Here is a 23,787-nt window from a genome sequence, read left to right as displayed (position 1 = left end):
GGGGTCGTACGGCCCCCTACAGTCATGGGGTGAGCAACATGGAACGCGACCCCCAGGAACTCCGCTGCGCCGCCGAAGCCGACGGCCGCGGCGAGGTGCTGACCGGGCGCGAGGTGCCCCTGGGCGGCCCCCGCGCGATGCGGGTCAGCAGGACGCTGCCCGGCGTGCACCGCCGGATGATCGGCGCCTGGTGCTTCGTCGACGCCTACGGCCCCGAACCGGCGCTGATGCGCGTGCCGCCCCACCCGCACACCGGCCTGCAGACGGTGACCTGGCTGGTCGCGGGCGAGGTGCTCCACCGCGACAGCGTGGGCAGCCTGCGCCGGGTGCGCCCCGGCCAGCTCAACCTGATGACAGCCGGGCGCGGCATCTCGCACTCGGAGGAGTCGCCGGGCACGACCCTGCACGGCGTGCAGCTCTGGGTGGCCCTGCCCGACGCCCACCGTCGAACGGCCCCCGCCTTCGAGCACCACGCTACCCTGCCCGTGCTGTCCGGCCCCGGCTTCGAGGCCACTGTGATCATGGGCGAGCTCGGCGGCGTGACCTCGCCCGCCACCGCCCACAGCCCCCTGGTGGGCGCCGAGATCACGGTGGACGGCACGGGCGAGGTGCCCCTCGACCCCGGCTTCGAGCACGGGCTGCTGCTGCTCGACGGCGAGGTCGAGCAGGCCGTGCCGGGCGCGCTGCGCTACCTGCCGCCGGGCCCCGGCACGCTGCGGCTGTCCGGGCGCGGACGGGTGCTGCTGATCGGCGGCGAGCCGTTCGGCGAGGAGATCGTCATGTGGTGGAACTTCGTGGGACGCTCCCACGAGGAGATCGCCGCCTTCCGCGAGGAGTGGATGGAGGGCGAGGGCTTCGGCTCGGTCGAGGGCTTCGACGGCGACCCGCTCCCCGCCCCGGCACTCCCCTCCATCCGGCTCAAGCCCCGCGGCCGCGTCCGCGCCGAGCACCCAGCCGGCCCCCAGAATCAGTAGACCCGAGCGCCCAACCACCCCCGAAGATCAGTAGGCCGAGCGCCCAGCCACCCTCGGAGAATCAGTGGGCCGCGCTCCCGGCCCCCGCGGATCAGTAGACCGAGATGTGCGGGTGGTCGAAGTGGTTGGCTGTCGTGCCGCCGCGATTGGACATCGTGCGCCAGGTGCCGGTCCTGGAGTGCCAGATGCGCTGCCGGTAGATGATGTACATGATGCCCAGGCGCCGGGAGTTCTTGATCGCCCAGTTCGCGATCTCGTAGCCGCGCTTGACCTCGGCCGGCGAGGGCATCGCGCCGCCGTGGCTGAGCATGAAGTCGCAGGCCCGGCCGAGGGGGTGCTCGCCGCCGTCCTGGATCGTCCGGTAGCAGCCGATCCCCATCGGCACCGCGAACCGTTCCTTGATCAACGTCTTGACCAGGCGCATGCGCGGCGTGATGTTCTCGGAGCCGTCCGGGAGCTGCGGCACCCACGTACCGTCCGGACGCCGCACCCCCGGCGCCGTGTACAGCTCGTCGATCCGGTCCCTGATCCGCTCGATCAGCTTCTCGGCCTTCTCCTTGCGCCGTTCCAGGTCGGCCACCGCCGTCCCGAGCTCCTCGGAGCGGGCCGCGGCCTCCTCCTCGGCCTTGCGGCGCTCGTCCCTGACCTGGGCGTAGCCGCGCAGACGGGCGTCCTGGACGTCGATGAGGTGACGGCTGAGCGCCAGGCGGCGCAACAACCCGTCCGGGTCCTCGCTGGCGGTGAACAGGGCGACCTGGTTGGGTTCGCCGCCGATGTACTGGGCCACGGCCAGCGTCCTGAGCTGGAGCGACTCCCGGTCGTAGACCTCCTGGGCGGCGGCCAGCCGCTCGCGCGCGGCCTTCTCCGTCCTCTCGGCCTGCTGCTGGGCGCGGCGGCCGTTGTAGTACTCCTCGATCAGCCGGTCCGACTCCTTGCTCAGCGCGGCCAGCTCCTTCTTGAGCTGCTTCACGGAGGGCTTGGGGGCCGCGAGCCCCGCTGAGGCGTTGCCCGCCATCAGGACCAGCCCGGTCAGGACGGCGACCATGGCCCGCGCGACGTGACCCACGGCGGGGGAGGCGACCGCCACTGTCCTCCTTAGCCTGAGCCGCAGGGCAGTTCCGGTCAGGAGCTAATCAGACTCCGGGACGCCCTCTATCCGACGCTGATAGTAGGGGATCAAGCATCCTTCCCCGCAACTTATGACTTTTCCTGACTACGGGCTTTTCGTATGCGTCTGACCGCCATACGCCCTCCGACCAGCGCCGATCCGGGCACCACGAGCATGCCGAGCAGGCTGGAACCGAGCCCGACGTCGAGGTCGGCGTCCAGCAGCCCGCCTCCGCCACCGCCGAGCAGGGAGCCGCCGAGCGACAACCCGATCGAGACCGACAGGAGCGGCTTGTGGGTCTTGGCGGGAGGCGGCTCGGGAGCGGGCGCGCTCGTGGCGGGCGGCCTGGGCGCGGGGGCGCTCGTGGCGGGGCCGCCGGTGGACGGCGGACGGGTCGAGGGCGGGTCACCGGCGGGCGGACGAGTGGCGGGCGGACGGGTGGACGGCGGCGCCGAGCGCGTGGGCGGCGACCCGGTCTCCGTCCGCCTGCCGGTCGGCCTGCCGGTCGGACCCGGCGGCCGGTCGCCGGCGGTCGCCGAGGCGGGAGGCGTAGCAGGCGCGGACGAAGCCGGCGCGGACGACGCGGGCCCCGCCGTGACGGGCGGCCCGGTCGGCTGCCCGCTGGGCCCGACGGTGACGATCACCGGCGGCGAGACCGTCCCGGACCCGCTGGGCACGGGCGTCACCGGGGTCACCGGCTCCGGCGAGACGGGCGCCGTCATCGAGGCGGTCCCCGTGGACACGGGTGGCAGCGCGGTGCCGCTGTCGGTCGAGGGCGAGGGCGACCCGCTCCAGATCACGAACGTCGACGCCACCGCCGCCGCCGTCGCCAGCACCAGCCCGCCGGTCACCGCCGACTTGGCCGGCGCCCCCAGCGAGCTGCGCACCACGCCGGTGGCCGTAGAGGCCCCACTCGCCGCACCGCTGTCCACGCCGCCTTCCAAGATGCCGCCCGCGCCGGTCCCGGCCGACGGGAGCAGCGCGGCGAACGGCATCGCCAGCACGGCCAGCCCCGACCGCCCGCGCAGCTCCCACCCCGCACCGTACGTCCCGTGCGCCACCTCCTCCAGCTCGGCCAGGAACGCCTCGGCCGAGGCCGGCCGGTCGGCGGGGTCCTTGGCCAGGCCGTGCTCGATCAGCCCGCGCAGCCGTCCGTCCACCTTCTCCAGCGGGGGCGGCATGTGCTGGTGCTGGAAGGCCAGGGCGGCCAGGTTCGCGGCGGTGAACGGGCGGCGGCCGGTGAGGCATTCGTAGCAGACCACGGTGGCGGCGTACACGTCGGTGGCCGGGCCGGCCGGGGCGTCGTCCCACTGCTCGGGGGCCATGTAGGCGGGGGTGCCGGCCAGGGCGCCGGTCTCGCCGAAGCGGGCCGCCACGCCGAAGTCGACCAGCTTGCTGTCGCCGTTCGTGGTGACGATGACGTTCTCGGGCTTGAAGTCGCGGTGCACCACCCCGCGCCGGTGCGCCTCGGCCAGGCCGAGCAGCGCCCCCTTCAGCACGGTGAGCGCGGCCTCCACGCCGGTGCCGCCCTCCCCGGCGATCAGGCGGCGCAGCGTGACGCCGTCGACCAGCTCCATCACGATGGCGGACGCGCCCCCGGCCTCGACATAGTCCAGCAGGCGGGCGGTGTGGGGGCTGTCGATCTCGCCGATGACCCGGGCCTCGGCGCGGCAGCGGGCGGCGAACTCGCCGTCCTCGCGCAGGTTCTCGGACAGGTGCTTGATCGCGACCGGTAAGCCGTCGGAGTCGCGGACGGCGAGCATGACGCGGCCGGTCCCTCCGTGACCGAGTTCCCGGATCTCCGTGTAACCGGGAACAGCCATGTCGGGCCCTCCTGACCGGATATAGATCCTTATGTCAGGACGCTAGCCGAATGTAACACGCCGTGTCGAGCCCCTTCGCGGGAGTAACCAGACCCCTATCTCAATCGGTATTTTTCCTACTTCCTATAGTAGATCCGTGGCTCTTACCGATCATCTGCGCGAATGGCTCGGGGCCTGGCCCCCCACGGGAAACCTCGACGTCACAGGCTCGCCGCTGCGTACGCTGCCCGCCTGGGACGGCCGCGTGCACCCCGCCCTCGGCGTCGGCACCCCGGAGGGGGCGGTGTTGTCGGTGCCGCCCGAGCACGTCGCCCGGGTGAGCGCCGTACGCACGCTCCGGGAGATCCCCGCGCTGATCGGATATGGGGATCGCGGCTGGTTCGACGCCGTCTTCCGGTGGACCACCGAGCCCGCTCCCCTGCCCGACGCCGGGCAGTGGATCCCCGCGACGGACGACACCGTCCCCGGATGGCTGCGCGTGTTCGGCGGCGAGGTGCTGGTGGCCGTGGACGCCGAGACCGGTGAGCACCTGGCCGGGGTGGGCATCAAGCGGCACGACCGCTTCGGACGGGAACTGTCGGTGGTCACCGCTCCCGAGGCCCGGGGGCGCGGCCTGGCCAGACGGCTGGTGGCGCAGGCGGCGCGGCGGGTGCTGGACGAGGGTGCAGTGCCGACGTACATGCACGGGGTCGGCAACACCGCCTCGGCCTCCGTCGCCAAGGCGGCGGGCTTCCCCGACCTCGGCTGGACCGCCTTCGGCGTCGCCGAGAACTGATCCCCGCGCCAGAGGGAGCGAGGGTGGGGCCGACGCCTCCGATGACCAGCCCCCAACCGATCCCCGCGCCTGAGGGAGCGAGGTTCAGGCCGCCGGGAGGGCGGGGCGGGAGGCCAGCAGCGCGCGAATGTTGCGGGCGGCGGTGCGGCCGGCGCGGTTGGCGCCGACCGTGCTGGCCGACGGCCCGTAGCCGACGAGTTGCAGCCGCGGCTCCCTGACGACCCGCGTCCCGTCCACCTTGACGCCGCCGCCCGGCTCCCGCAGGCGCAGCGGCGCGAGGTGGTCGAGCGCCGACCGGAAGCCGGTGGCCCACACGACGACGTCCGCCGCCTGTCGCCGCCCGTCCGCCCACTCCACGCCGTACGGGGTGAGGCGGCCGAACATCGGCAGCCGCTCCAGCGCCCCCTTGGCCAGCGCCTGCCGCACGACGACGCTGTAGCCGAGCCCGGTGACGCCGACCACGCTCTGCGGCGGCAACCCGGCCCGTACCCGCGCCTCCACCAGGGCGACGGCCTCCCGGCGGGCGTCCTCGCCGAAGTCGCCGTCCCTGAAGACCGGCGGGCGGCGGGTGACCCAGACGGTCTGCGCCGCGACGTCGGCCACCTCCGACAGCACGTGCATCGCCGAGGCCCCGCCCCCGACCACGACCACCCGCCGGCCCGCGAACGCCTCCGGCCCGCGATAGCCCGCGTAGTGCAGCTGCTCACCCAGGAAGCCCGCGGCCCCCGGGTAGTACGGCCAGTACGGCCGGGTCCAGGTGCCGGTCGCGTTGACCACGGCCCCGGCCGCCCACTCCCCCGCGTCCGCCGCCACGACCAGCCGCCCGCCCTCACCCTCGCGTACGGCCGTCACCTTGACCGGCCGCAGGACCTCCAGCCCCACCCGCCGCTCGTAGTCGCCGTAGTACTCCGGGACGACCTCCGCCGCGGGCCGGTCACCGGCCGCCTCCAGGCCGCCCGGCGCGCCGGGCAGGTCGAAGACGCCGTGCACCTTGCCCATGGTCAGCGACGGCGACCGGTGCCGCCACGCTCCCCCGGGCCCCTGCGCCGCGTCGAGCACCAGCGTCTCGATCCCGAACCGCCGCAGGAAGTACGCGCTGGACAGACCCGCCTGCCCGGCGCCGATCACCACAACCTCGGTCGTCTCCACGATCGACTGCAACCCCGCGCGACGCCCCCCTCTTCCCGCCCCGGCCCGGGAGCCGGTGCCTACCGGGGACGCGGCTCCGTGAGCGCTTCGGCGAACAGGGCGCGGTGGCGCAGGACGTGCTCGCGGTCCACGCCGTACAGGACGTCGTCGCCTCGGGCGAGGTGCGCGGCGAAGGCCCGGTCGCCCGCCGCCGCCCGTTCGCGCATGTGCCGGACGAGGTGGTCCAGCCGTTCGGCGGCGACGGCGGGCAGCGTCGGACGGTCGCCCTCGGCCAGGCCGTAGGCGTCGGCGAACAGCCGCAGCCGGCGCGCCTGCTCAGCCACCGGACCGGCCCCTTCGTGCCGCGGATCGCCCAGCGGGACGAAGCGGTAGGCGGCGTAGGCCACGTCCCACAGGCGCGGCCCCGGATGGGCGGTGTCGAAGTCGATCAGGGCCACCGGCCGCCCGTCGCGGAACACGCAGTTGTACGGCGCGACGTCACCGTGGCAGATCACCTCGGCGGGTTCGCGCGGCGGGAAGTACCAGGTGGCCGCGCCGTCGAGCGGGAAGTCCTCGGTGGCGTCGTGGTAGCCGCGCAGCAGCCGGGCGACGGCGCCGAGTGCCGCGTCGGACCGGACGTAGCCGGGCAACGGATCATTGGGCACCTCGCCGGGGACGAAGTCGACCACCTCCCGCCCCTGGGCGTCGATCCCGTGCCCGGCCGGCGCGCCCCTGAAGCCGCGGGCGGCCAGGTGGCCGAGCAGCGCGTGCACGGCCGGTGTCCAGGGACCGGTCGGGCGGCGCACGGTGGCGCCCACCCGCACCACCAGGTTGACGCCGCCGCCGGTCAGCAACTCCTCGTCGCGCTCGCTCACGCCCGCCAGTCTCGCACCCCGGCGACGACGCCCGGCGCGACCGGTCAGCGCACCCTGAACGCGACCGCGGTCGTGGAGGCGATCGCCGTGACGAGGACCACCATGATCAGGACCGTGCCGAGCGGGTTCTTGCGCCGCGGCACAGCCCGGATCTGCGCGATCCGCCTGCGCGCCGCGACCCTCGGGGTCGGCGTGGGCGTCGGCGTCACCTTCGGGGAGGGCACCGGCACCATGCGTACCGGCCGAGGGGTGTGCCGAGGCACCGGACGCGGCGTGGAAGGCGGCACCGGCCGCGACGACCGAGGCGGCGGCGAAGGGGACGGCGGCGGGGGCGGCTTCGGGGACGGCGGCGGCGGCGGGGACGGGCGCACATGGCAGTCGCCCACCTCCACACCGCCGCCCGGCCCGTACACGCACACCGAGTCGGGGCCGATCGACACGTGCGGCACGGAGACGCCGGTCGTCGGCGCAGGCCCGCCGGACCGCGTCGACGCCGCCCCCCGTGGCCTCGGGCCGTCGCCGATGCGCACGCCCGGCACCGACACCACCGGTTGCGGATCGTCCCAGATCGCCACGCCCGGCACCGACACCACCGGCTCGGGACGCTCATCGCTCACCGGCGACCCGTGGATCGTGATCCCCGGCTCCGGGACGTGCGGCGGACGTGCGTGCACGGTGCCGGGGGCCGGGGGTTGCAGGTCGGCCGCCGCCGGGCCGGCCGCGCCGGCGGCGAGCAGAGCGGCGGCCAGCAGCAGCGGCGCGCGCCTGGCGCCCACGGTCACATTCCCCCGGCGATGCGGGAGAACTCCTGCAGCGCGCCCTGGAACGCCTGCGGCCCGACCGCCAGCGGCCCGGCGAAGGCGTGGGCGATGTCCCAGGTCAGGTAGGTGCCGAAGCCGAGCATCGCGGCCATCGCCAGCAGCGGCAGCACCGCCAGGCCACGCGGCCGGGCGCCGGCCAGGTAGGGGAAGACGATGACCAGCAGGCCGGTGAGCACGGTCAGGAACAGCAGCCCTTGGGGTGGGGTGGCGGCGGCGTCCATGGAGCGCTGGGACCGGGCGGCGGCGATCGCGGCGACGCGTTCGAGCACGGCGTCGCGGGCGTCCTTGTCGTCGTCGGTCTTGGTGACGACTGCGCTGACCCGGCTGCGCATGGCGTCGAGTCTGGCGGCGCCGACCGGGTCCATCCGGCCCTCGGCCATCAGCGGCCACTCGTCCCTGACCACGAAGGTGACGTAGTCGCGCAGCGCGGTGCGGACCGTCTGGGGGGCCGTGCCGGGCAGGTCGGCCGCGGCCCAGTAGGCGTCGATCGCGGCCTGGCCCTCGGCCTGGGCGTTCTGGCGGGCGGCGTCGGCGGTGGTCCAGGGCACGATGATCGCGATCGCGAACACCAGCAGGAACAGCGCCGACAACATGGACCCCGCATGACCGGCCGAGACCCCGTCGGGCTCGGCGTCATCGCTGCCCTTCTTCGTGAGCCGGAACACCAGCGCGGTGAGCGCCACCACGCCCACGGCCGCCACGATCGAGAGCGTGTACGCCAGCATGAAGATCTCCCAAACCTTCTCGAATACACAGTGTTACATGACTATCACACTATGCAACGCTGGCGTCAGCTACCGGCAGGTAAAGTCGCGGGCGGGCGCGCGGGGCCGCCGCCGTACGCCGCCGGAGGTCGAGAACCTGCTCGCACGGCGGTCCCGGGCAGGGCCGGCGCTGGACGGATCGTTGATCATGACCGGCCGTTCTGACCAAACGTCCAGCCGGTCGGTGATGATCCGGGAAAACGGTGACTATGGACGGCGTGAATCTCAACGGCCGTAAATTCGTGATGGTGAGCTCGACGGCGAGCGCGGTGGACCCCGACAGCCCGACGGAGTTCCTGTACTGGGAGGCCGACGGCGTGGTGTGGGGCAGCTACACGGGCGACACCGTGACCCACGGCCGCTTCGTCGGGACGCGCGACGGCGCCGACGTCTCCATCTCCTACGCGCACGCGCTCAAGGCCGGCGGCAAGGCCGGCGGCCAGAGCAGCAGCCGCGTCGAGCAGGGCGAGGACGGGCTGCTGCGTCTGGTGGAGGAGTTCCGGTTCGACGGCGACGACACGCTGCACGTCAGCGTGTGCGCCGAGGTCGCGTCCTCCTGACGCCTCCTGGGGGCGGGCGGGGCTCAGCCGTCCTTGCGCAGGGCGGCGCGTCCCTCGGCGGCTCCGACGAACCGCATCTTGCCGAGCGGAACGTCGCCCTGCGTCTCCTGCGGCGTCCGCCGGACGGGACGGGAGGCGTCCCGGTCGGACGGCAGCACGTACGGCCGTCTGAGCACTTCGTCCAGGATGAACACGGTCTCGGTGGCCTTGACCGCCGGGATGTTGGCCAGGCGGTCGGTCACCATGCTGTGCACGGCGGCCACGTCGGAGACCCGTACCTGGATCATGGCGTCGTGCTGGCCGGTGGTGATCGCGCAGTACTCGACCTCGGGCATCCGGGCCAGTTCGGCCCTGAACTGCTTCCACATCTGCTGGCGCACGGTCACGAAGATCAGCGCGGTGATGCCGAGCCCGGCCCGCACGTGGTCGATCTCCGCGGTGAAGCGCTTGATCGCGCCGTCGGCGCGCAGCGCCTCGAAACGCGTGTAGGCGTTCGCGCGGGAGATGCCCACCCGTTCGGCCAGCGCGGCGACCGAGATCCTGCCGTTCTCGCGCAGGACCTCAAGGATCTTCATGTGGACGTCGTCCAGTTCGAGACCGATGCCGATCCGTCCAGGCTGACCGCTGCCGCTGGCACCATTTCTGGAAATATCACTCATCATTACACCTCGACCATTTATATCCGTCTCACGGACCGCACATGACCTGGACGTTCTGCCGGACAATCCTCGACAACCTTCTCCCGAACGTCCAATTTGGAGGACCCCATGGCGACCCGCTCGCAGACGGCGGCAGTGCTGCTCGCCGGTGCGCTCGCCCTTGCCGCCTGCGGAAGCGGCGGCACCTCGCAGACCCCGGCGGCCTCCGGTGGCGGTGGGAAGACGCTCGTCATCGACACGTCGTTCGACCTCAAGACGGCCGACCCCGGCCGCACCTACGAGCCGACCGGGCTCATCGTCGGCAAGGCCGTCTACGAGACGCTGCTGACCTTCGACGGCGCCGACGTGACCAAGCCGGTCCCGGCGCTGGCCGAGTCCTACGAGCTGAGCGAGGACGGCAAGACGCTGACGCTCAAGCTCAAGAAGGGCCCCACCTTCGCCGACGGCTCGCCGATCACCGCCGACGACGTGGTGTTCTCGCTCAACCGCGTGCGCGACATGAAGGGCACCCCGTCGTTCCTGCTGGACGGCGTCGAGGTGGCCAAGACCGACGACTCGACGATCACGCTGACGTCGAAGGCGCCGAACCCGGCGCTGCCCTACATCCTGCCGAACCCGGCGCTGGGCATCCTCAACAGCAAGGTCGCCAAGGAGCACGGCGCGACGGCCGACGCCCAGGACAAGGCCGAGCAGTACCTGAACTCGTCCTCGGCGGGCTCCGGGCCGTACACGATCGAGGCGTTCAACGTGAGCAGCCAGGTCACGCTCAAGGCGAACCCGAAGTACTACGGCACCAAGCCGGCCTACGACAAGGTCGTCATCCGCAACGTCGAGGCCGCCACGCAGAAGCTGAACGTGCAGCGCGGCGACAGCCAGGTGGCGCTGAACCTGTCCGGTGACCAGGTCACCAACATGCCCTCCACCCTGCAGGTCAAGAAGACCGCCTCGGCGAACGTCATCTTCCTGCTGGCCAACCAGGACTCGGGCGTCAGCAAGACCACGCCGAACGCCAAGTTCGTCGAGGCCGTCCGCAAGGGCGTCGACTACGCGGGCCTGCTGGAGCTGGCCGGCGAGGGCTCGACGCAGGCGCCGGGCATCATCCCGTCGCAGCTGCTCGGCGCGCTGCCGCCGGAGCAGGCCCCCAAGCGGGACGTCGAGGGCGCCAAGGCGGCCCTGGCGGCCAGCGGCGTGTCGAACCCGACCGTCAAGCTGGAGTTCCCGAGCGAGCTGACCGTCAACGGCCTGTCGTTCCAGCCGCTGGCCGAGCGCATCCAGGCCAACCTCAAGGAGGTCGGCATCACGGTGGACCTCCAGCCCGCGCCGGTGACGACCGCGCTGGACAACTACCGCAACGGCAAGGAGGAGATGGGCCTGTGGTACTGGGGCCCCGACTACCCGGACCCGAGCGACTACCTGGCGTTCGCGCCGGGCAAGACCGTGGGCCTGCGGGCCGGCTGGAAGGAAGGCGCGGCCAAGGAGATCGAGGCCGCCGCTGACAAGGCCGCGACCGCGATCGGCGACGAGCCGCGCAAGACGGCCTACGCCGACCTGCAGACCAAGCTCAACGCCTCCGGTCCGTTCGTGCCGCTGATCCAGCCGAGCCAGAACATCGTGTCGGCCGCGTCCGTGACGGGCCTGGAGTACCACCCGGTCTGGACCGTGGACGTCGCCGACCTCGGCGCGAAGTAAGGAGACCGGCAGGTGTCCGACAACCAGGGCGCGGCGGGCTCGCCGCCGCGCCCCGGCGCCGGCTCCCCGGGCGGCTCTCCGGCAGGGACGGCCGCCACGGCGGCGCCGCGGCGGCGGGGAGTGCCTCCGCTGGCGCGCTTCCTCGTCCGGCGCATCCTCATCGCCGTGCTGCTGGCCTGGGGCATCACGCTCGTCACGTTCCTGCTGACCAACCTGGTGCCCGGCGACCCCGTGGCCGCCAACCTGGGCCAGCGGGCGCTGGGCGACCCGGCCATCGTGGCGCAGTGGCGGTCCGAGCACGGCCTGGACAAGCCGCTGTGGCAGCAGTACGCGATCTATCTGCAGGGCCTGGTCCAGGGCGATCTGGGCACCAGCCAGCAGAGCCACCGTCCGGTCAGCCAGGACTTGGCCGAGTTCGTCCCGGCGACGCTGGAGCTGGCGGGCGCGGCGATCCTGATCTCGCTGGTGCTGGGCGTGGCCTTCGGCGTGATCGCCGCGCTGCGCCGGGACCGGCTGTCCGACCACGTGCTGCGGCTGGTCAGCCTGATCGGCATCTCGGTGCCGACGTTCTGGCTGGCGCTGGTGGCGTTCTACGTGTTCTTCTTCCGGCTGCAGATCACGCCGGGCAGCGGGCGCGTGGACGCGGCGCTCGGCTCGGCGCCGGCGGTGACCGGGCTGCAGACGATCGACGCGCTGCTGGCGGGCCGGTGGGACATCTTCACCTCGGCCGTCGGCCATCTGATCACGCCGGCGTTGGTGCTGGCGCTGTACACGATCGGCCTGCTGACCCGCTTCACCCGTTCGGCGGTGCTGGAGGTGCTGGGTCAGGACTACGTCCGCGCGGCCCGCGCCAAGGGGCTGCCGGGCCGGGTGATCCTGTTCCGGTACGTGCTGCGTTCGGCGCTGGTGCCGATCATCACCGTGGCCGGTCTGGCCTTCGGCAGCCTGCTGTCGGGCACCGTCCTGGTCGAGGCGATCTTCGCCTGGCCCGGTGTCGGCCAGTACGCCTACAAGAGCGCCACCAGCCTCGACCTGCCCGCCGTGATGGGCGTCGGCCTGGTCGTGGGCGTGGTCTACCTGGTCATCAACCTGATCGTGGACGTGCTGTACGGCGTCATCGATCCCCGAGTGAGGCTGCAATGAGAGGCAAGGGGCTGCTGGGCAGGCTGCCCGAGGCGTGGCGGCAGCCGCTGGCCGTCGCGGGCGCCGTCCTGGCCGTGGCCTGGCTGGTGATCGCGCTGGCCGCGCCGTGGCTGGCGCCGCACGACCCGCTGGCCCAGGACCTGCCGCGGCTGGCGCCTCCGGGCCCCGGCCACTGGTTCGGCACCGACCAGCTCGGGCGCGACATCCTGAGCCGCGTCATGTACGGCGCGCGGGTGTCGATCCCGCTGACGTTGCTGCTGGTCGTGCTGTCGGTGCTGGTCGGCGGCCTGCTGGGGGCGTGCGCCGGGTACTTCGGCAAGTGGGTCGGCGAGACGATCATGCGGATCGCGGATCTGGTGTTCGCGTTCCCGACCGTGATCCTGGCCATGGTGGTGGCCGCGGCGCTGGGCGCGAGCCTGGGCAACGCGGTGCTGGCCGTGCTGGTGGTGGCCTGGCCCGCCTACGCCCGCGTCACCCGCGGGCTGGTGCTGGGCGTGCGCGAGCGGGAGTTCGTGCTGAGCGGTCGGCTGCTGGGCTTCTCGGTGTGGCGTTCGCTGCGGGTGGACGTGCTGCCGAACGTGACCGGCCCGATCCTGGTGCTGGCCACGCTCGACATCGGCACGGCGCTGCTGCTGCTGTCCGGCCTGTCGTTCCTGGGCCTGGGGGCCAAGCCGCCCTCGCCCGAGTGGGGCGCGATGGTGGCCTCCGGCGTCGAGGTGTTCGACAGCTGGTGGGTGGCGACGTTCCCGGGCCTGGCGATCCTGACCGTGGTGCTGGCGTTCAACTTCCTCGGCGACACGCTGCGGGACGCGCTCGACCCGCGGACGGCCCGCGCGATCAAGGAGCGTGCGTTGTGACGCTGGACATCACCGACCTGAAGGTGTCGATCGGCGGCAAGGAGATCCTGCGCGGCGTCGACCTGAAGCTGGCCGCCGGGCGCGTGCACGGCCTGGCCGGCGAGAGCGGGTCGGGCAAGACGATGACGGGCCTGGCCGTCCTGGGGCTGCTGCCGCACGGCGCGCGGGTCTCGGGCCGGATCGGGCTCGGCGAGCGGGACCTGCTCACGCTGCCGCCCAAGGAGCTCAACCAGGTGCGCGGCGGCGAGGTCGCCATGGTGTTCCAGGACCCGGCGACCAGCCTGCACCCGATGCTCACGATCGGCCGGCAGCTCACCGAGCACATGCGGCACCACCTCGGCCTGGGCAAGGCCGAGGCGAAGGCGCGGGCGGTCGAGCTGCTGGGCAAGGTGCGCATCCCGGGCGCCGAGGAGGCGTACGGGCGTTTCCCGCACCAGTTCTCCGGCGGCATGCGGCAGCGCATCGCGATCGCCGTCGCGCTGGCCTGCTCGCCGAAGGTGCTGATCGCCGACGAGCCGACGACGGCGCTGGACGTGACCGTGCAGGCGGGCGTGCTGCGGCTGCTGCGCGGGCTCTGCGACGAGCTGGGCCTGGCCGTGCTGCTGGTCACGCACGACCTGGGCGTGATGTCGGCGGTCGCGGACGAGGTGAGCGTGATGAAGGACGGCCTGGTCGTGGAGACCGGGCCGCGCGGGCGGGTGCTGCGCGACCCCGAGCACCCCTACACGCGCGCGCTGCTGGACTCGCTTCCTGATTCTGCTTCGGACGTGGAGGGCTGATGCTGGACATCGAGGACCTGGTCGTCGAGCACCGCTCCCCCGGGCGTCCGGTGGTGCGGGCGGTGGCCGGGGCGAGCCTGTCCGTACGGGCGGGCGAGGTCGTGGGCCTGGTCGGCGAGTCGGGGTGCGGCAAGTCCACCCTGGCGCGGGCGGTCTGCGGGCTGAACCCGGTCACGCATGGGTCGATCGCGTTCGAGGGGCAACAGGTCACGCCGCTCGGCCTGCGGCGCAGGAAGCTGACCGGCATCCAGATGGTGTTCCAGGACCCGTACGCGTCGCTGAACCCGCGGCGCCGGGTGGGCGACCAGATCGCCGACGGCCTGCGCACCGCGAACGACACCGCCACCGACCCGGCCGACCTGCTGGAACGGGTGGGCCTGCCGCGCGCCTTCGCGGGGCGGCATCCGCACGAGTTCTCCGGCGGCCAGCGGCAGCGCATCGCGATCGCCAGGGCGCTGGCGGCCCGGCCGCGGCTGCTCATCGGCGACGAGCCGATCTCGGCGCTGGACGCCTCCGCGCAGGCGCAGGTGGCCCGGCTGATGCGCGACCTCGCGGTGGACTCGGGGGCCGGGCTGCTGTTCATCAGCCACGACCTGTCGGTGGTGCGGCTGATCGCCGACCGGATCGCCGTCATGTACCTCGGCAAGATCGTCGAGGTGGGCGGGACGGCCGAGGTGTGGGACGACCCGAAGCACCCGTACACCAGGGCGTTGCTGGGGGCCATCCCCAAGCCGGACGGGATGGGCGTGCTGCCCGCCGAGCTGGCCGGGGACGTGCCGGACCCGGCGAACCCGCCGGGCGGCTGCCGGTTCAACCCGCGTTGCCCGCTGGTGATGGAGGTGTGCCGCGAGAAGGAGCCGGACTTCGGTCCGGTCGCCTGCTGGCTGCACGAGCCGGCGTGAGCCGGGGCCACGCCGCGCGGGTGGCGGCCGTGCGGCGGGCGATGGCCGCGGAGGGCATCGACGTGCTGGTGCTGCGGCCGTCGCCGGACTTCCGGTTCCTCAGCGCCTCCCGCGCCTGGCCGGACGGCGCCGGGGAGGGCGTGTTCCTCGTGGTGACGGCCGACGCGGTCGTCGAGACCCGCGATCCGGCGGGGCTGGTGCCCGCCTCCGCGCGCCGGGTGGGGGTGGACCCGGAGATGCGGGCGGGCGAGCTGTTCCGGCTGGCGATCGCCGCCGAGCTGGTGCCCGCCTCCGCGGTGCTGGCGCCGCTGCGGCTGCGCAAGGACCCCGCCGAACTGGCGGCGCTCGGCCGGGCGGTCGCGGCGGCGGAGTCGGTGCTCGCACAGGCGGGCGAGCTGGCCTGGTTCGGCGCGACCGAGCGGGCGATGGCGCGCCGGCTGCGGCTGCTGGCGCTGGAGTCGGGCTGCGAGGAGGTGATCTCGCTGCGCGTGTCGGCGGGCGAGCACACCGCGCGGCCCGCGCACGTCCCGGGCGGGCGGGTGATCAATCCGGGTGACGCGCTGCTGGTGTCGCTGTGCGGGCGCTGGGACGGCTACTGCGCCGAGGTCGGCCGGGTGTTCGCGGTGGCCGAGCCGCCGGAGGACTACGAGGCGATGTACTCGGTGGTGCTGGCCGCCCACCGCGCGGCCCTGTCGGCGCTGCGGCCGTCGGTCCCGTTCGCGGAGCTGGCCAGGACGGTGAACGAGGTCATCGACGCCAGCGGGTACGGCCGCTTCGCCTCCCTGCACGTGGGCCGCGGGGTGGGCCTGGGGCACGACGAGGGGCCGCGGGCGGGCGAGGAGGCGGTGTTCGCCCCGGGGATGACGTTCTGCCTGGAACCGGCCATCTACGTGCCCGACCTGTTCGGCGCCCGGGTGGCCGACGTGGTGGCCTGCACGGCCGCCGAGCCGGTGCCGCTGGGCGCGAGCCCGCACACCCTGCACGTCCTCGACCGCTGAGGCGGCCCCGCATACGCTGGGTGACGACGATCACCGGGGGGCGTCGTGGACCAGTTCGTGCTGCTCATGCTGGTGCTGCTGGGCGCGCTGATCACGGTTCCGCTGGGTGAGCGGCTGGGGCTGCCCGCGCCGGTGCTGATGACGCTGCTGGGCATCGTCATGGCGGTGCTGCCGTTCGTGCCGAACGTGGACATCCCGCCGGGCATCGTGCTGCCGTTGCTGCTGCCGCCGTTGTTGTACGCGGCGGTGCGGCGTACGTCGTGGCGGCAGTTCGCGGCGAACTGGCAGCCGATCTTCCTGCTCGCGGTGGCACTCGTGTTCGTGACGACGGCGGCCGTGGCGGCCACGGCGCACGCGCTCGTCCCCGGCCTGCCGCTGGCGGCGGCGGCGGCGCTGGGCGCGCTGGTGGCGCCGCCCGATCCGGTGGCGGCCACGGCGGTGGCCGGGCGGCTGGGCCTGCCGCGGCGCATGGTGTCGCTGCTGGAGGGCGAGGGCCTGTTCAACGACGTGACCGCGATCGTGCTCTACCACGTGGCGGTCGCGGCGGTCGTCACCGGCGTGTTCTCCTGGCCGGGCGCGCTGGGCGAGTTCGTGCTGTCGGCGGTGGTGGCCGTGGCGGCGGGGTTCGCGCTGGGCTGGGCGGCCGGGCGGCTGATGGCGCTGCTGGGCGACGCGACGTTGCAGGTGGGGTTGTCGCTGGTGGTGCCGTTCGTGAGCTACGCGGTGGCCGACGAGCTGGGCGGGTCGGGCGTGCTGGCCGTGCTGACCACCGCCTTCTACCTCAGCGACCGCATGTCGGACGCCGACGACGTGTTCGGCCGCTTCGCCTCGGCGACGTTCTGGCAGGTGGTGGACACGCTGGTGACGGGGATCGCGTTCGGGCTGATCGGGCTGGAGCTGCACACCGTGTTCGGCACGGTCCACGGGCGGTTCGGGGAGGTGCTGTGGTGGAGCGCCGCCGTGGTGGTCGTCGTCGTGGGCGTGCGGCTGCTGTGGCTGCTGCCGGCGGCGTGGGTGGCCAAGAAGGGGCGGCGCGAGGACACCGAGGTGCCGATGAGCTGGCGCGAGACCGTCGTGATGTGGTGGGCCGGCATGCGCGGCGTGGCGTCGGTGGCGCTGGCGCTGGCCATCCCGCTGCGGACCCACGACGGTCAGCCGTTCCCGCAGCGGCCGGTGATCGTGTTCATCGCGTTCGCGGTCATCCTGGTGACGCTGGTGGTGCAGGGGCTGTCGCTGCCGTGGCTGGTGACGCGGCTCGGCGTCAAGGCCGACACGGCGGCCGAACGCGACCTGGAGAAGCGCCTGGCCGTCCGGGCCGCCCACGCGGCCAAGCGGCGGCTGCGGGAGATCGACGAGGCCGAGGACCTGCCCGAGGACGTCGTCGAGCTGCTGGGCAGGCGCATGGTGGACCTCGGGCTGCGGATCAGCCCCGAGGCCGCCGACGACGAGCGGCGCGAGGCGTTCGAGCAGCGGGCGCAGCGGGCGCGGCTGGTCCGGCGGGTGCAGGAGGAGATGATGTCGGCCGCCCGGCAGGCCGTGCTGGACGCCCGCCGCGACCCGCGGGCCGACCCCCAGGTGGTCTCCCGGGTGCTGCGCGCCCTCGACGCCAGGAGCCTGCGCTGACCAGCGCGGATCCGTCCCGGACGGCGTTGACGGTGTGTGATCGGGGGGCGCGGAGGGTAGTCATGTCGATATGCTGCGGATCGGCACGCTGGGCTCCGCCCCGTCGGTCGGCGTCGTCGCCTGTGGATGGCACGACAGCGATCCAGGTCCTTTCACCACCGGCATCAAGCTGATCTACACCCTCGGCGGCCCGCTGCCGGAGCTTCCCGGGCTGCGGATCACGCCCGTGGCCCTGCGGGGCGCCGAGCAGATCGCCACCGCCCTGCTCCAGGGGCTCGACGTGGTGATCATCGAGCCCGCCTGCCCGGCCGCGCCCGTGGTGGCGGCCGGCATGTGGCACTACGGCTGGACCAGACGCGACGTGTCGGCCCTGGCCGGGGCGACGGTCGCCGGTCTGGCGCTGGCCACGCAGCCGGGCGCGTGCGTGGCGGAGATCGGGCGTGACGGCACCAGCGCGATCGACGGCCAGATCCCGGCCGCGTTCGTCCGGGCCCGCCTGGCGGCGGCGTTCTCCGGCGGCCGGTACCGCACGCCGGAGGTCACGGTGCCGCTGGAGGCGGTGCGGCTCAGTGAGGACACGCCGTGCCGGATCCGGATCGCCCGTACGCCGGGGATCGTCGTCTGAGGCCGTGGTGACCGCTCCAGGACGGTCCCGGACCGGCTTCTAGGACTCCGGGACGAAGAACCGCCCGCCCTTGTGGTGGCCCGGCACGAATCCCGGCGTCGCCGCATGTCGTACGGTCACCAGGGAGCATCTGTGCGTCGACCGAGTTGGAGAGAGTGTGAAGATCACCGGAGTAGAGCTGCGCCGGATCGCGATGCCGCTGGTGTCGCCGTTCCGCACGTCGTTCGGCACCGAGACCGCCCGGGACGTCCTGCTGGTCAGGGTGGTGACCCCCGACGCCGAGGGGTGGGGCGAGTGCGTGGCCATGTCCGAGCCGCACTACTCCTCCGAGTACGTCGACGGCGCCGCCGAGGTGATCCGCCGGTTCCTGCTGCCGGCCCTGCCGAAGAACGTGGACGCGTACGGGGTCGGCCACGCCCTCGAACCGGTCAAGGGCCACCGCATGGCCAAGGCGGCGCTGGAGACCGCCGTGCTGGACGCGCAGCTCAGGGCGTCCGGCGAGTCGTTCGGCCACTTCCTGGGCGCGGTCCGCGACCGGGTGCCGTGCGGGGTGTCGGTGGGCATCATGGACTCGATCCCGCAGCTTCTCGACGCCGTGGCCGGCTACGTCGAGGAGGGGTACGTCCGCATCAAGCTGAAGATCGAGCCCGGCTGGGACGTCGAGCCGGTGCGCGCGGTGCGCGAACGCTTCGGCGACGACCTGCTGCTCCAGGTGGACGCCAACGCGGCGTACTCGCTGAGCGACGCCCGCCGGCTGGCCCGGCTCGACGCGTTCGACCTGCTGCTGATCGAACAGCCGCTGGCCAACGACGACCTCGTCCAGCACGCCCGCCTGGCCCGCCAGTTGCGGACGCCGATCTGCCTGGACGAGTCCATCGAGTCGGCCGAGCACGCGGCGGCCGCCATCGCGCTCGGCTCGTGCTCGATCATCAACATCAAGCCCGGCCGGATCGGCGGCTACCTGGAGGCGCGGCGCATCCACGACCTGTGCCGGGCCAACGGCGTGGCGGTGTGGTGCGGCGGCATGCTGGAGACCGGTCTCGGCCGGGCGGCGAACGTGGCGCTGGCGGCGCTGCCGGGGTTCACGCTGCCCGGCGACACCTCGGGGTCGCGCCGGTACTTCGCGACCGACGTGACCGAGCCGTTCGAGCTGGTGGACGGTCATCTTGAGGTGCCGTCAGGGCCGGGGCTCGGCGTCGAGCCGATCCCGTCCGTGCTGGAGGAGGTCACGACGTCCACCGAGTGGATCCCGCTGTAGGCCCGAGCGGAATAATGCGTTGCGCGGGCGTGCTGAGCACCGCACCATGTTCTTCATGTTCCTGCACGCTCGCCGTCTCGCACCCGCCGCGCCGGGTGTGTTCGAGCGTGCCTGCGACGGCCTGGAGCGCTGACCTCTCCTCGTAAGTCCTGATGTGACCCGGCGGGGGGAGGTTGCCGACCCGACACGGGTCACACACGGTCCCAGGTCTTCAGGGAAGGAATCATGGCCAAGCAGGCCTATGTGCGGAACAAGCCGCATCTCAACATCGGCACGATGGGGCACGTCGACCACGGCAAGACCACGCTGACGGCGGCGATCACGAAGGTGCTCGCCGAGCGCGGGCAGGCGACGTACACGCCGTTCGAGCGGATCGACCGGACGCCGGAGGAGGCGTCCAGGGGGATCACGATCAACATCTCGCACGTCGAGTACGAGACCGACACCCGCCATTACGCCCACGTCGACATGCCGGGCCACGCCGACTACGTGAAGAACATGATCACGGGGGCGGCGCAGCTCGACGGCGCGATCCTCGTCGTGTCCGCGCACGACGGCATCATGCCGCAGACCAGGGAGCACGTGCTGCTGGCCCGGCGGGTCGGGGTCGGGCACCTGGTGGTCGCCGTCAACAAGGCCGACGGCGCCGACCCGGAGCTGACGGACCTGGTGGAGCTGGAGCTGGCCGACCTGCTGGCCGAGCAGGGCTACCGCGACGTCCCGATGGTCCGGGTGTCCGGGCTGCGGGCGCTGGAGGGCGACCCGGTCTGGACGGCGTCGGTCGAGGCGCTGCTGCGGGCCGTGGACGAGCACATCCCCGTCCCGGTCCGGTACCTGGACGCGCCGTTCCTGATGCCCGTGGAGAACGTGCTCACGGTCACCGGCCGGGGCACGGTCGTCACCGGGGCCATCGAGCGCGGCACCGTGCGCGTGGGCGACACGGTGGAGGCGGTCGGGTTCGGCGACGGGTTCACGGCGGTGGTGACCGGCGTGGAGACGTTCGGCAAGACGATGGAGCGGGGCGAGGCCGGGGACAACGCGGCCGTCCTGCTGCGCGGGGTGCGCCGCGAGCAGGTGCGCCGGGGCATGGTCCTGGCCGCGCCCGGCAGCCAGAGCGCCCGTACGTCGTTCACCGCCCGGGTGTACCTGCTGACCCCGGAGGAGGGCGGGCGGCGGCGTCCGATCGCCTCGGGGTACCGGCCGCAGTTCTACCTGCGGACCACCGACGTGCCCGGCGAGCTGGCGCTGCCCGCGCCCGCCGAGCCGGGCCGGACGGTGGAGGTGACGGTCGAGCTGGGCCGGGCGGTCGCGGTCGAGCCCGGTCTCGGGTTCGCCGTCCGCGAGGGCGGGCTGACCGTCGGCGCGGGCACCGTCCTCACGGTGCCACCCGCCTGACGGTGCCACCCGCCTGACGGTGCCACCCGCCTGACCGCCGGGAGGCCGGGGTCCTGAGGGACACCGGCCTCTGGTGTGCGTGGTCAGGACGGGGTGAAGCGGAGGTGGAGGGTGGCCGGGGCGGCGTGCAGGTCGTACCGGGGCAGGGTGCCGGGGCCGCAGGTGGCGGTGCCGATGCCCTGCTGGGCGAGGTCCAGGTGGAGGTGCACCCGGTCCCCGGCCACCAGGTCGGGGCGGTGACGGGCGGCCTCCAGCTCGGCGGTGCTCCACCGGCGCGCGGTCAGCCCGAACACCGGGTCACCCTCCACCCGGAACCCGGGCGTCCCGTCCGGGCCGCCGAACTCGGCCCACCGCACGTCGCCGCGGCGCCCGTTCTCCTGCGGATAGACGTAGGGCGTCTGGAGGTCGTCGACGGTGGCGCTCCAGCGGCCCACGCGGGCGGCCATGCCGGTGTCGGGGTACGCCTCCCCCGGCCCCCGGCCGAACCAGGTGACGTGCGCGATCTCGCCGGGCAGCGTCAGGTGCACGCCCAGGCGCGGGATCGGGTCGGGCCACTCGCCCTCGGGCTCGACGTCCACGGTCAGGTCCAGGGTGTCGCCGGAGGTCGCGGTCCAGGTCCAGGTGGCGCGCATGCCGAGGTCGGTGGCCGCGGGGGCGACCCTGGTGCGGACGGTGAGGCCGTCGCCGGTCTCGACGCCGTCCACGCGGTGGGTGAGACGGTGCAGGCCGAGCTGCCGCCATGTGCGGCCCAGGCCGCCGTAGCGGTCGTTGTCGGTGGGGGCGCGGTAGAGGTCGAGGCGCGGGCCTTCGACGTCCAGGCCGAACAGGCGGGCCAGTCGGCCGGTACGCGCGTCGAACTCGCCGCCGCCCAGCACCAGCCGCCCGCCGTCCGCCGCCTGCCGCTGGGCGGCGGGAACGGGGGCGAGCAACGGTCCCGCCCGGTCGGCCGGGCCGGGAGCCAGGTCAGAGGTCGGGCCGGAAACCGGGCCGGAAGCCGCGTCAGGAGCCGGGCCGGGGGTCGGGCCGGAGGCCGGGGTGGGCAGGGGGGTTTGGGACCAGGCGAGTTCGTGGCCTGCGGGGGCCCAGGGCTGGTCGGCGGTCAGGATGGCGCGGATCGTGAGCCAGCGTTCCCCGGCGCCTTCCCCGGGCGGCAGGGCGGGCAGCTTCACCTCACCGCCGGACGCCGGCACCTCCAGCGGGAACTCCGCCACCGGGACCCCGTCCTCCTCGACGACGGCCAGGAAGCCGAGATGGGCGAGATCGCGGAAGTCGTACCGGTTGTCCACCCGGACCACGCCGTCGCCGAACGCGAACCGTACCGGCTCGAACACCTTCTTCAGGTCCAGCAGGCCCGGGGAGGGCGTGCGGTCGGGGAACACGAGCCCGTCGATGACGAAGTTCCCGTCGTGCACGGGCTCGCCGTAGTCGCCGCCGTAGGCGTACTCGTGGCGGGGATGGGTCAGGCCGTGGTCGATCCACTCCCACACGAACCCGCCGGCCAGCCTCGGGAAACGTTCGTACAGCTCCTGGTACTCGGCCAGGCCGCCGGGCCCGTTGCCCATGGCGTGGGCGTACTCGCACTGCAGGAACGGCATCGCGCGCCGCCGCGCGTCCAAGGCGGGGTCGTCGAGCGGGTCCTCCTCGCCGCGCCCGATGGCCTCGACCTCGGCGTGGGTGGCGTACATGCGGGAGTAGACGTCGGTGTGGGCGCACGACCAGTCGCCCTCGTAGTGCAGGGGCCTGGACGGGTCGCGCTCGCGTGTCCAGTCCGCCATGACGGCGAGGTTGCGGCCGACGCCCGCCTCGTTGCCCAGCGACCACATGATGACGCTGGGGTGGTTCTTGTCCCGTTCGACCATGCGGCGCATGCGGTCGAGCAGGGCGTCGGCCCAGCGCGGGTCGTCGGTGGGGTTGCGGCGCCAGCCGACCTGGCCGAAGCCGTGCGTCTCCAGGTCGCATTCGTCGATGACCCACAGGCCCAGTTCGTCGCACAGGTCCAGGAAGTCGGGGTGCGGCGGGTAGTGGCTGGTCCTGACGGCGTTGACGTTGTGCCGCTTCATGAGCAGCACGTCCTCGCGCATGGTCTCGTACGGGACCGCGCGGCCGTGGCGGGGGTGGAACTCGTGCCGGTTGACGCCCTTGAGCAGCAGCGGGCGGCCGTTGGCCAGGAGCACGCCGTCCGCGACGGAGACGGTGCGGAAGCCGACGCGCAGCCGTACGGTCTCGTGCGGGGTGGTGAGGACGGCCTCGTACAGGCGGGGTGTCTCGGCGGTCCACGGTTCGGCCTCGACGGTGATCTCGACGCCGGGTTCCAGGTCCCGTACGCCGAGTTCGGGCACGCTCAGGCGGCCCTCGGCGGCCTCGAAGCTCAGCCTGCCGTCGTGGGAGGCCCGCACGAACACGTCGGCGGCCGAGCGGGTGAGGGTGACGTCCCGGAAGATGCCGGGCAGCCACCACATGTCCTGGTCCTCCAGGTAGCTGGCGGCCGACCACTGGTGCACGCGCACGGCCAGCACGTTGCGTCCCGGACGCAGCCACGGCCCCGCGTCGAACTCGACGGGCAGCCTGCTGCCGGTGGAGAAGCCCAGCTCGTGGCCGTTCAGCCAGACCCTGGCGAAGGAGTCGACGCCCTCGAACCGCAGCCGGCCGCCGCTCCAGCCGTCCGGCAGGTCGAAGGCGCGCCGGTAGTCGCCGGTCGGGTTCTCGCCGGGGACGTGCGGCGGGTCCACGGGGAAGGGGTAGGAGACGTTGGTGTAGGCGGGGGCGCCGTGGCCGTGCAGGGGCCAGTGGGCGGGCACCGGCAGCTCGTCCCAGGCGGCGTCGTCGAAGCCGGGCCGGGCGAAGTCGTCGGGGACGTCGGCCACGGGCGAGAGGCGAAAGCGCCACAGGCCGTTGAGGTCGAGGGCGGGGGCGTCGGAGCGGAGTGCCGCGCGGGGTTCGAGACGGCCCGAACCGGGGGCGAAGGTTTCGAGATCCATCCCTTTCGACACTAGAGGCCGTCGGCGGTTTCGTCAGCGATGCCCCTTCTGGG

The 23,787-nt window shown here is 73.3% G+C and carries 22 protein-coding genes; 14 read left to right on the top strand and 8 right to left on the bottom strand.

Going from position 1 to position 23,787, the window contains the following annotated elements; all coding sequences use genetic code 11:
* Positions 1-29 precede the first annotated feature (29 nt).
* On the top strand, positions 30-974 hold the full coding sequence (locus ACIA8R_RS28655; protein WP_397041331.1) for a pirin family protein: 945 nt from the start codon (positions 30-32) through the stop codon (positions 972-974).
* A gap of 91 nt (positions 975-1,065) precedes the next feature.
* Here ACIA8R_RS28655 and ACIA8R_RS28650 read toward each other — a convergent pair whose 3' ends face one another.
* A complete protein-coding gene (locus ACIA8R_RS28650; RefSeq protein WP_397041330.1) occupies positions 1,066-2,061 on the bottom strand; it encodes a coiled-coil domain-containing protein in 996 nt (331 codons plus the stop codon).
* Between the two features lie 110 nt (positions 2,062-2,171).
* Positions 2,172-3,905, bottom strand: a complete 1,734-nt coding sequence (locus ACIA8R_RS28645) for a protein kinase (protein ID WP_397041329.1) — start codon at positions 3,903-3,905, stop codon at positions 2,172-2,174.
* A 136-nt stretch (positions 3,906-4,041) separates the two neighbouring features.
* Between ACIA8R_RS28645 and ACIA8R_RS28640 the strand changes: the two genes are divergently transcribed.
* Positions 4,042-4,680, top strand: coding sequence for a GNAT family N-acetyltransferase (locus tag ACIA8R_RS28640; protein ID WP_364088222.1), 639 nt, complete (start codon positions 4,042-4,044; stop codon positions 4,678-4,680).
* 84 nt (positions 4,681-4,764) lie between these two features.
* Here the strand turns inward: ACIA8R_RS28640 and ACIA8R_RS28635 are convergent, their stop codons facing one another.
* Genes ACIA8R_RS28635 through ACIA8R_RS28620 form a run of 4 tightly spaced genes read right to left on the bottom strand, consistent with a single transcriptional unit; the run spans position 4,765 to position 8,229 of the window.
* Entirely contained in the window at positions 4,765-5,829 is a 1,065-nt protein-coding gene (locus tag ACIA8R_RS28635) for an FAD-dependent oxidoreductase (protein WP_364088220.1), read from the bottom strand.
* A 59-nt stretch (positions 5,830-5,888) separates the two neighbouring features.
* Entirely contained in the window at positions 5,889-6,683 is a 795-nt protein-coding gene (locus ACIA8R_RS28630; RefSeq protein WP_397041328.1) for a phosphotransferase enzyme family protein, read from the bottom strand.
* Between the two features lie 44 nt (positions 6,684-6,727).
* Positions 6,728-7,459: a hypothetical protein gene (locus ACIA8R_RS28625; RefSeq protein WP_397041327.1), complete on the bottom strand. Its 732-nt coding sequence runs from the start codon at positions 7,457-7,459 to the stop codon at positions 6,728-6,730.
* Positions 7,460-7,461: 2 nt separating this feature from the next.
* Positions 7,462-8,229, bottom strand: a complete 768-nt coding sequence (locus ACIA8R_RS28620) for a hypothetical protein (protein ID WP_357704666.1) — start codon at positions 8,227-8,229, stop codon at positions 7,462-7,464.
* 257 nt (positions 8,230-8,486) lie between these two features.
* Here ACIA8R_RS28620 and ACIA8R_RS28615 point away from each other — a divergent pair, with 257 nt between their 5' ends.
* Complete coding sequence (locus ACIA8R_RS28615) at positions 8,487-8,828, top strand: hypothetical protein (RefSeq protein WP_364088211.1); 342 nt, start codon at positions 8,487-8,489, stop codon at positions 8,826-8,828.
* A gap of 23 nt (positions 8,829-8,851) precedes the next feature.
* On the opposite strand, the gene ACIA8R_RS28610 is transcribed toward ACIA8R_RS28615, so the two are convergent.
* Positions 8,852-9,403: an Lrp/AsnC family transcriptional regulator gene (locus ACIA8R_RS28610; protein ID WP_357704662.1), complete on the bottom strand. Its 552-nt coding sequence runs from the start codon at positions 9,401-9,403 to the stop codon at positions 8,852-8,854.
* Between ACIA8R_RS28610 and ACIA8R_RS28605 the strand changes: the two genes are divergently transcribed.
* The 11 genes from ACIA8R_RS28605 (at position 9,404) to tuf (ending at position 20,756) form a co-directional block, all read left to right on the top strand.
* Entirely contained in the window at positions 9,404-9,532 is a 129-nt protein-coding gene (locus ACIA8R_RS28605) for a hypothetical protein (RefSeq protein WP_357704660.1), read from the top strand.
* Positions 9,533-9,595: 63 nt separating this feature from the next.
* The gene (locus tag ACIA8R_RS28600; RefSeq protein WP_364088209.1) at positions 9,596-11,176 is read left to right on the top strand and encodes an ABC transporter substrate-binding protein; all 1,581 of its coding nucleotides are present in this window, start codon (positions 9,596-9,598) and stop codon (positions 11,174-11,176) included.
* Between the two features lie 12 nt (positions 11,177-11,188).
* The gene (locus ACIA8R_RS28595; protein WP_397041326.1) at positions 11,189-12,319 is read left to right on the top strand and encodes an ABC transporter permease; all 1,131 of its coding nucleotides are present in this window, start codon (positions 11,189-11,191) and stop codon (positions 12,317-12,319) included.
* Positions 12,316-13,176 carry an ABC transporter permease gene (locus ACIA8R_RS28590; RefSeq protein ID WP_352328927.1) on the top strand — a complete coding sequence of 287 codons (861 nt, stop codon included), beginning with the start codon at positions 12,316-12,318 and terminating at the stop codon, positions 13,174-13,176. The genes ACIA8R_RS28595 and ACIA8R_RS28590 overlap by 4 nt, the downstream gene beginning before the upstream one ends.
* Positions 13,173-13,955 carry an ABC transporter ATP-binding protein gene (locus ACIA8R_RS28585; protein WP_357704654.1) on the top strand — a complete coding sequence of 261 codons (783 nt, stop codon included), beginning with the start codon at positions 13,173-13,175 and terminating at the stop codon, positions 13,953-13,955. Before ACIA8R_RS28590 ends, ACIA8R_RS28585 begins: the two co-directional genes overlap by 4 nt.
* Positions 13,955-14,857 carry an ABC transporter ATP-binding protein gene (locus ACIA8R_RS28580; RefSeq protein WP_397041325.1) on the top strand — a complete coding sequence of 301 codons (903 nt, stop codon included), beginning with the start codon at positions 13,955-13,957 and terminating at the stop codon, positions 14,855-14,857. The genes ACIA8R_RS28585 and ACIA8R_RS28580 overlap by 1 nt, the downstream gene beginning before the upstream one ends.
* On the top strand, positions 14,854-15,855 hold the full coding sequence (locus tag ACIA8R_RS28575) for a M24 family metallopeptidase (protein WP_397041324.1): 1,002 nt from the start codon (positions 14,854-14,856) through the stop codon (positions 15,853-15,855). The genes ACIA8R_RS28580 and ACIA8R_RS28575 overlap by 4 nt, the downstream gene beginning before the upstream one ends.
* Before the next feature lie 45 nt (positions 15,856-15,900).
* On the top strand, positions 15,901-17,478 hold the full coding sequence (locus ACIA8R_RS28570; protein ID WP_397041323.1) for a Na+/H+ antiporter: 1,578 nt from the start codon (positions 15,901-15,903) through the stop codon (positions 17,476-17,478).
* Between the two features lie 70 nt (positions 17,479-17,548).
* On the top strand, positions 17,549-18,103 hold the full coding sequence (locus tag ACIA8R_RS28565; RefSeq protein WP_397041322.1) for an acyclic terpene utilization AtuA family protein: 555 nt from the start codon (positions 17,549-17,551) through the stop codon (positions 18,101-18,103).
* A 157-nt stretch (positions 18,104-18,260) separates the two neighbouring features.
* On the top strand, positions 18,261-19,361 hold the full coding sequence (menC, locus tag ACIA8R_RS28560) for an o-succinylbenzoate synthase (RefSeq protein WP_364088189.1): 1,101 nt from the start codon (positions 18,261-18,263) through the stop codon (positions 19,359-19,361).
* A gap of 225 nt (positions 19,362-19,586) precedes the next feature.
* Positions 19,587-20,756 carry an elongation factor Tu gene (gene tuf, locus ACIA8R_RS28555; RefSeq protein ID WP_397041321.1) on the top strand — a complete coding sequence of 390 codons (1,170 nt, stop codon included), beginning with the start codon at positions 19,587-19,589 and terminating at the stop codon, positions 20,754-20,756.
* A gap of 83 nt (positions 20,757-20,839) precedes the next feature.
* On the opposite strand, the gene ACIA8R_RS28550 is transcribed toward tuf, so the two are convergent.
* A complete protein-coding gene (locus ACIA8R_RS28550) occupies positions 20,840-23,734 on the bottom strand; it encodes a glycoside hydrolase family 2 TIM barrel-domain containing protein (protein WP_397041320.1) in 2,895 nt (964 codons plus the stop codon).
* Positions 23,735-23,787: the final 53 nt, after the last annotated feature.

It is taken from the genome of Nonomuraea sp. NPDC051191 (genome assembly GCF_044455665.1).
In the GTDB taxonomy this organism is placed as follows: Bacteria; Actinomycetota; Actinomycetes; order Streptosporangiales; family Streptosporangiaceae; genus Nonomuraea.
The sequence above is the reverse complement of the archived record's forward strand: the minus strand, read 5'-3'. Positions and strand labels throughout refer to the sequence as shown.

What these genes read in the sequence shown, in the direction of transcription:
- ACIA8R_RS28645 (WP_397041329.1), bottom strand. Translation starts at nt 3,905, where the DNA reads ATGGCTGTTCCCGGTTACACGGAGATCCGGGAACTCGGTCACGGAGGG.
- ACIA8R_RS28620 (WP_357704666.1), bottom strand. Translation starts at nt 8,229, where the DNA reads ATGCTGGCGTACACGCTCTCGATCGTGGCGGCCGTGGGCGTGGTGGCG.
- ACIA8R_RS28610 (WP_357704662.1), bottom strand. Translation starts at nt 9,403, where the DNA reads ATGAAGATCCTTGAGGTCCTGCGCGAGAACGGCAGGATCTCGGTCGCC.
- ACIA8R_RS28600 (WP_364088209.1), top strand. Translation starts at nt 9,596, where the DNA reads ATGGCGACCCGCTCGCAGACGGCGGCAGTGCTGCTCGCCGGTGCGCTC.
- ACIA8R_RS28590 (WP_352328927.1), top strand. Translation starts at nt 12,316, where the DNA reads ATGAGAGGCAAGGGGCTGCTGGGCAGGCTGCCCGAGGCGTGGCGGCAG.
- ACIA8R_RS28580 (WP_397041325.1), top strand. Translation starts at nt 13,955, where the DNA reads ATGCTGGACATCGAGGACCTGGTCGTCGAGCACCGCTCCCCCGGGCGT.
- ACIA8R_RS28565 (WP_397041322.1), top strand. Translation starts at nt 17,549, where the DNA reads ATGCTGCGGATCGGCACGCTGGGCTCCGCCCCGTCGGTCGGCGTCGTC.
- tuf (WP_397041321.1), top strand. Translation starts at nt 19,587, where the DNA reads ATGGCCAAGCAGGCCTATGTGCGGAACAAGCCGCATCTCAACATCGGC.
- ACIA8R_RS28550 (WP_397041320.1), bottom strand. Translation starts at nt 23,734, where the DNA reads ATGGATCTCGAAACCTTCGCCCCCGGTTCGGGCCGTCTCGAACCCCGC.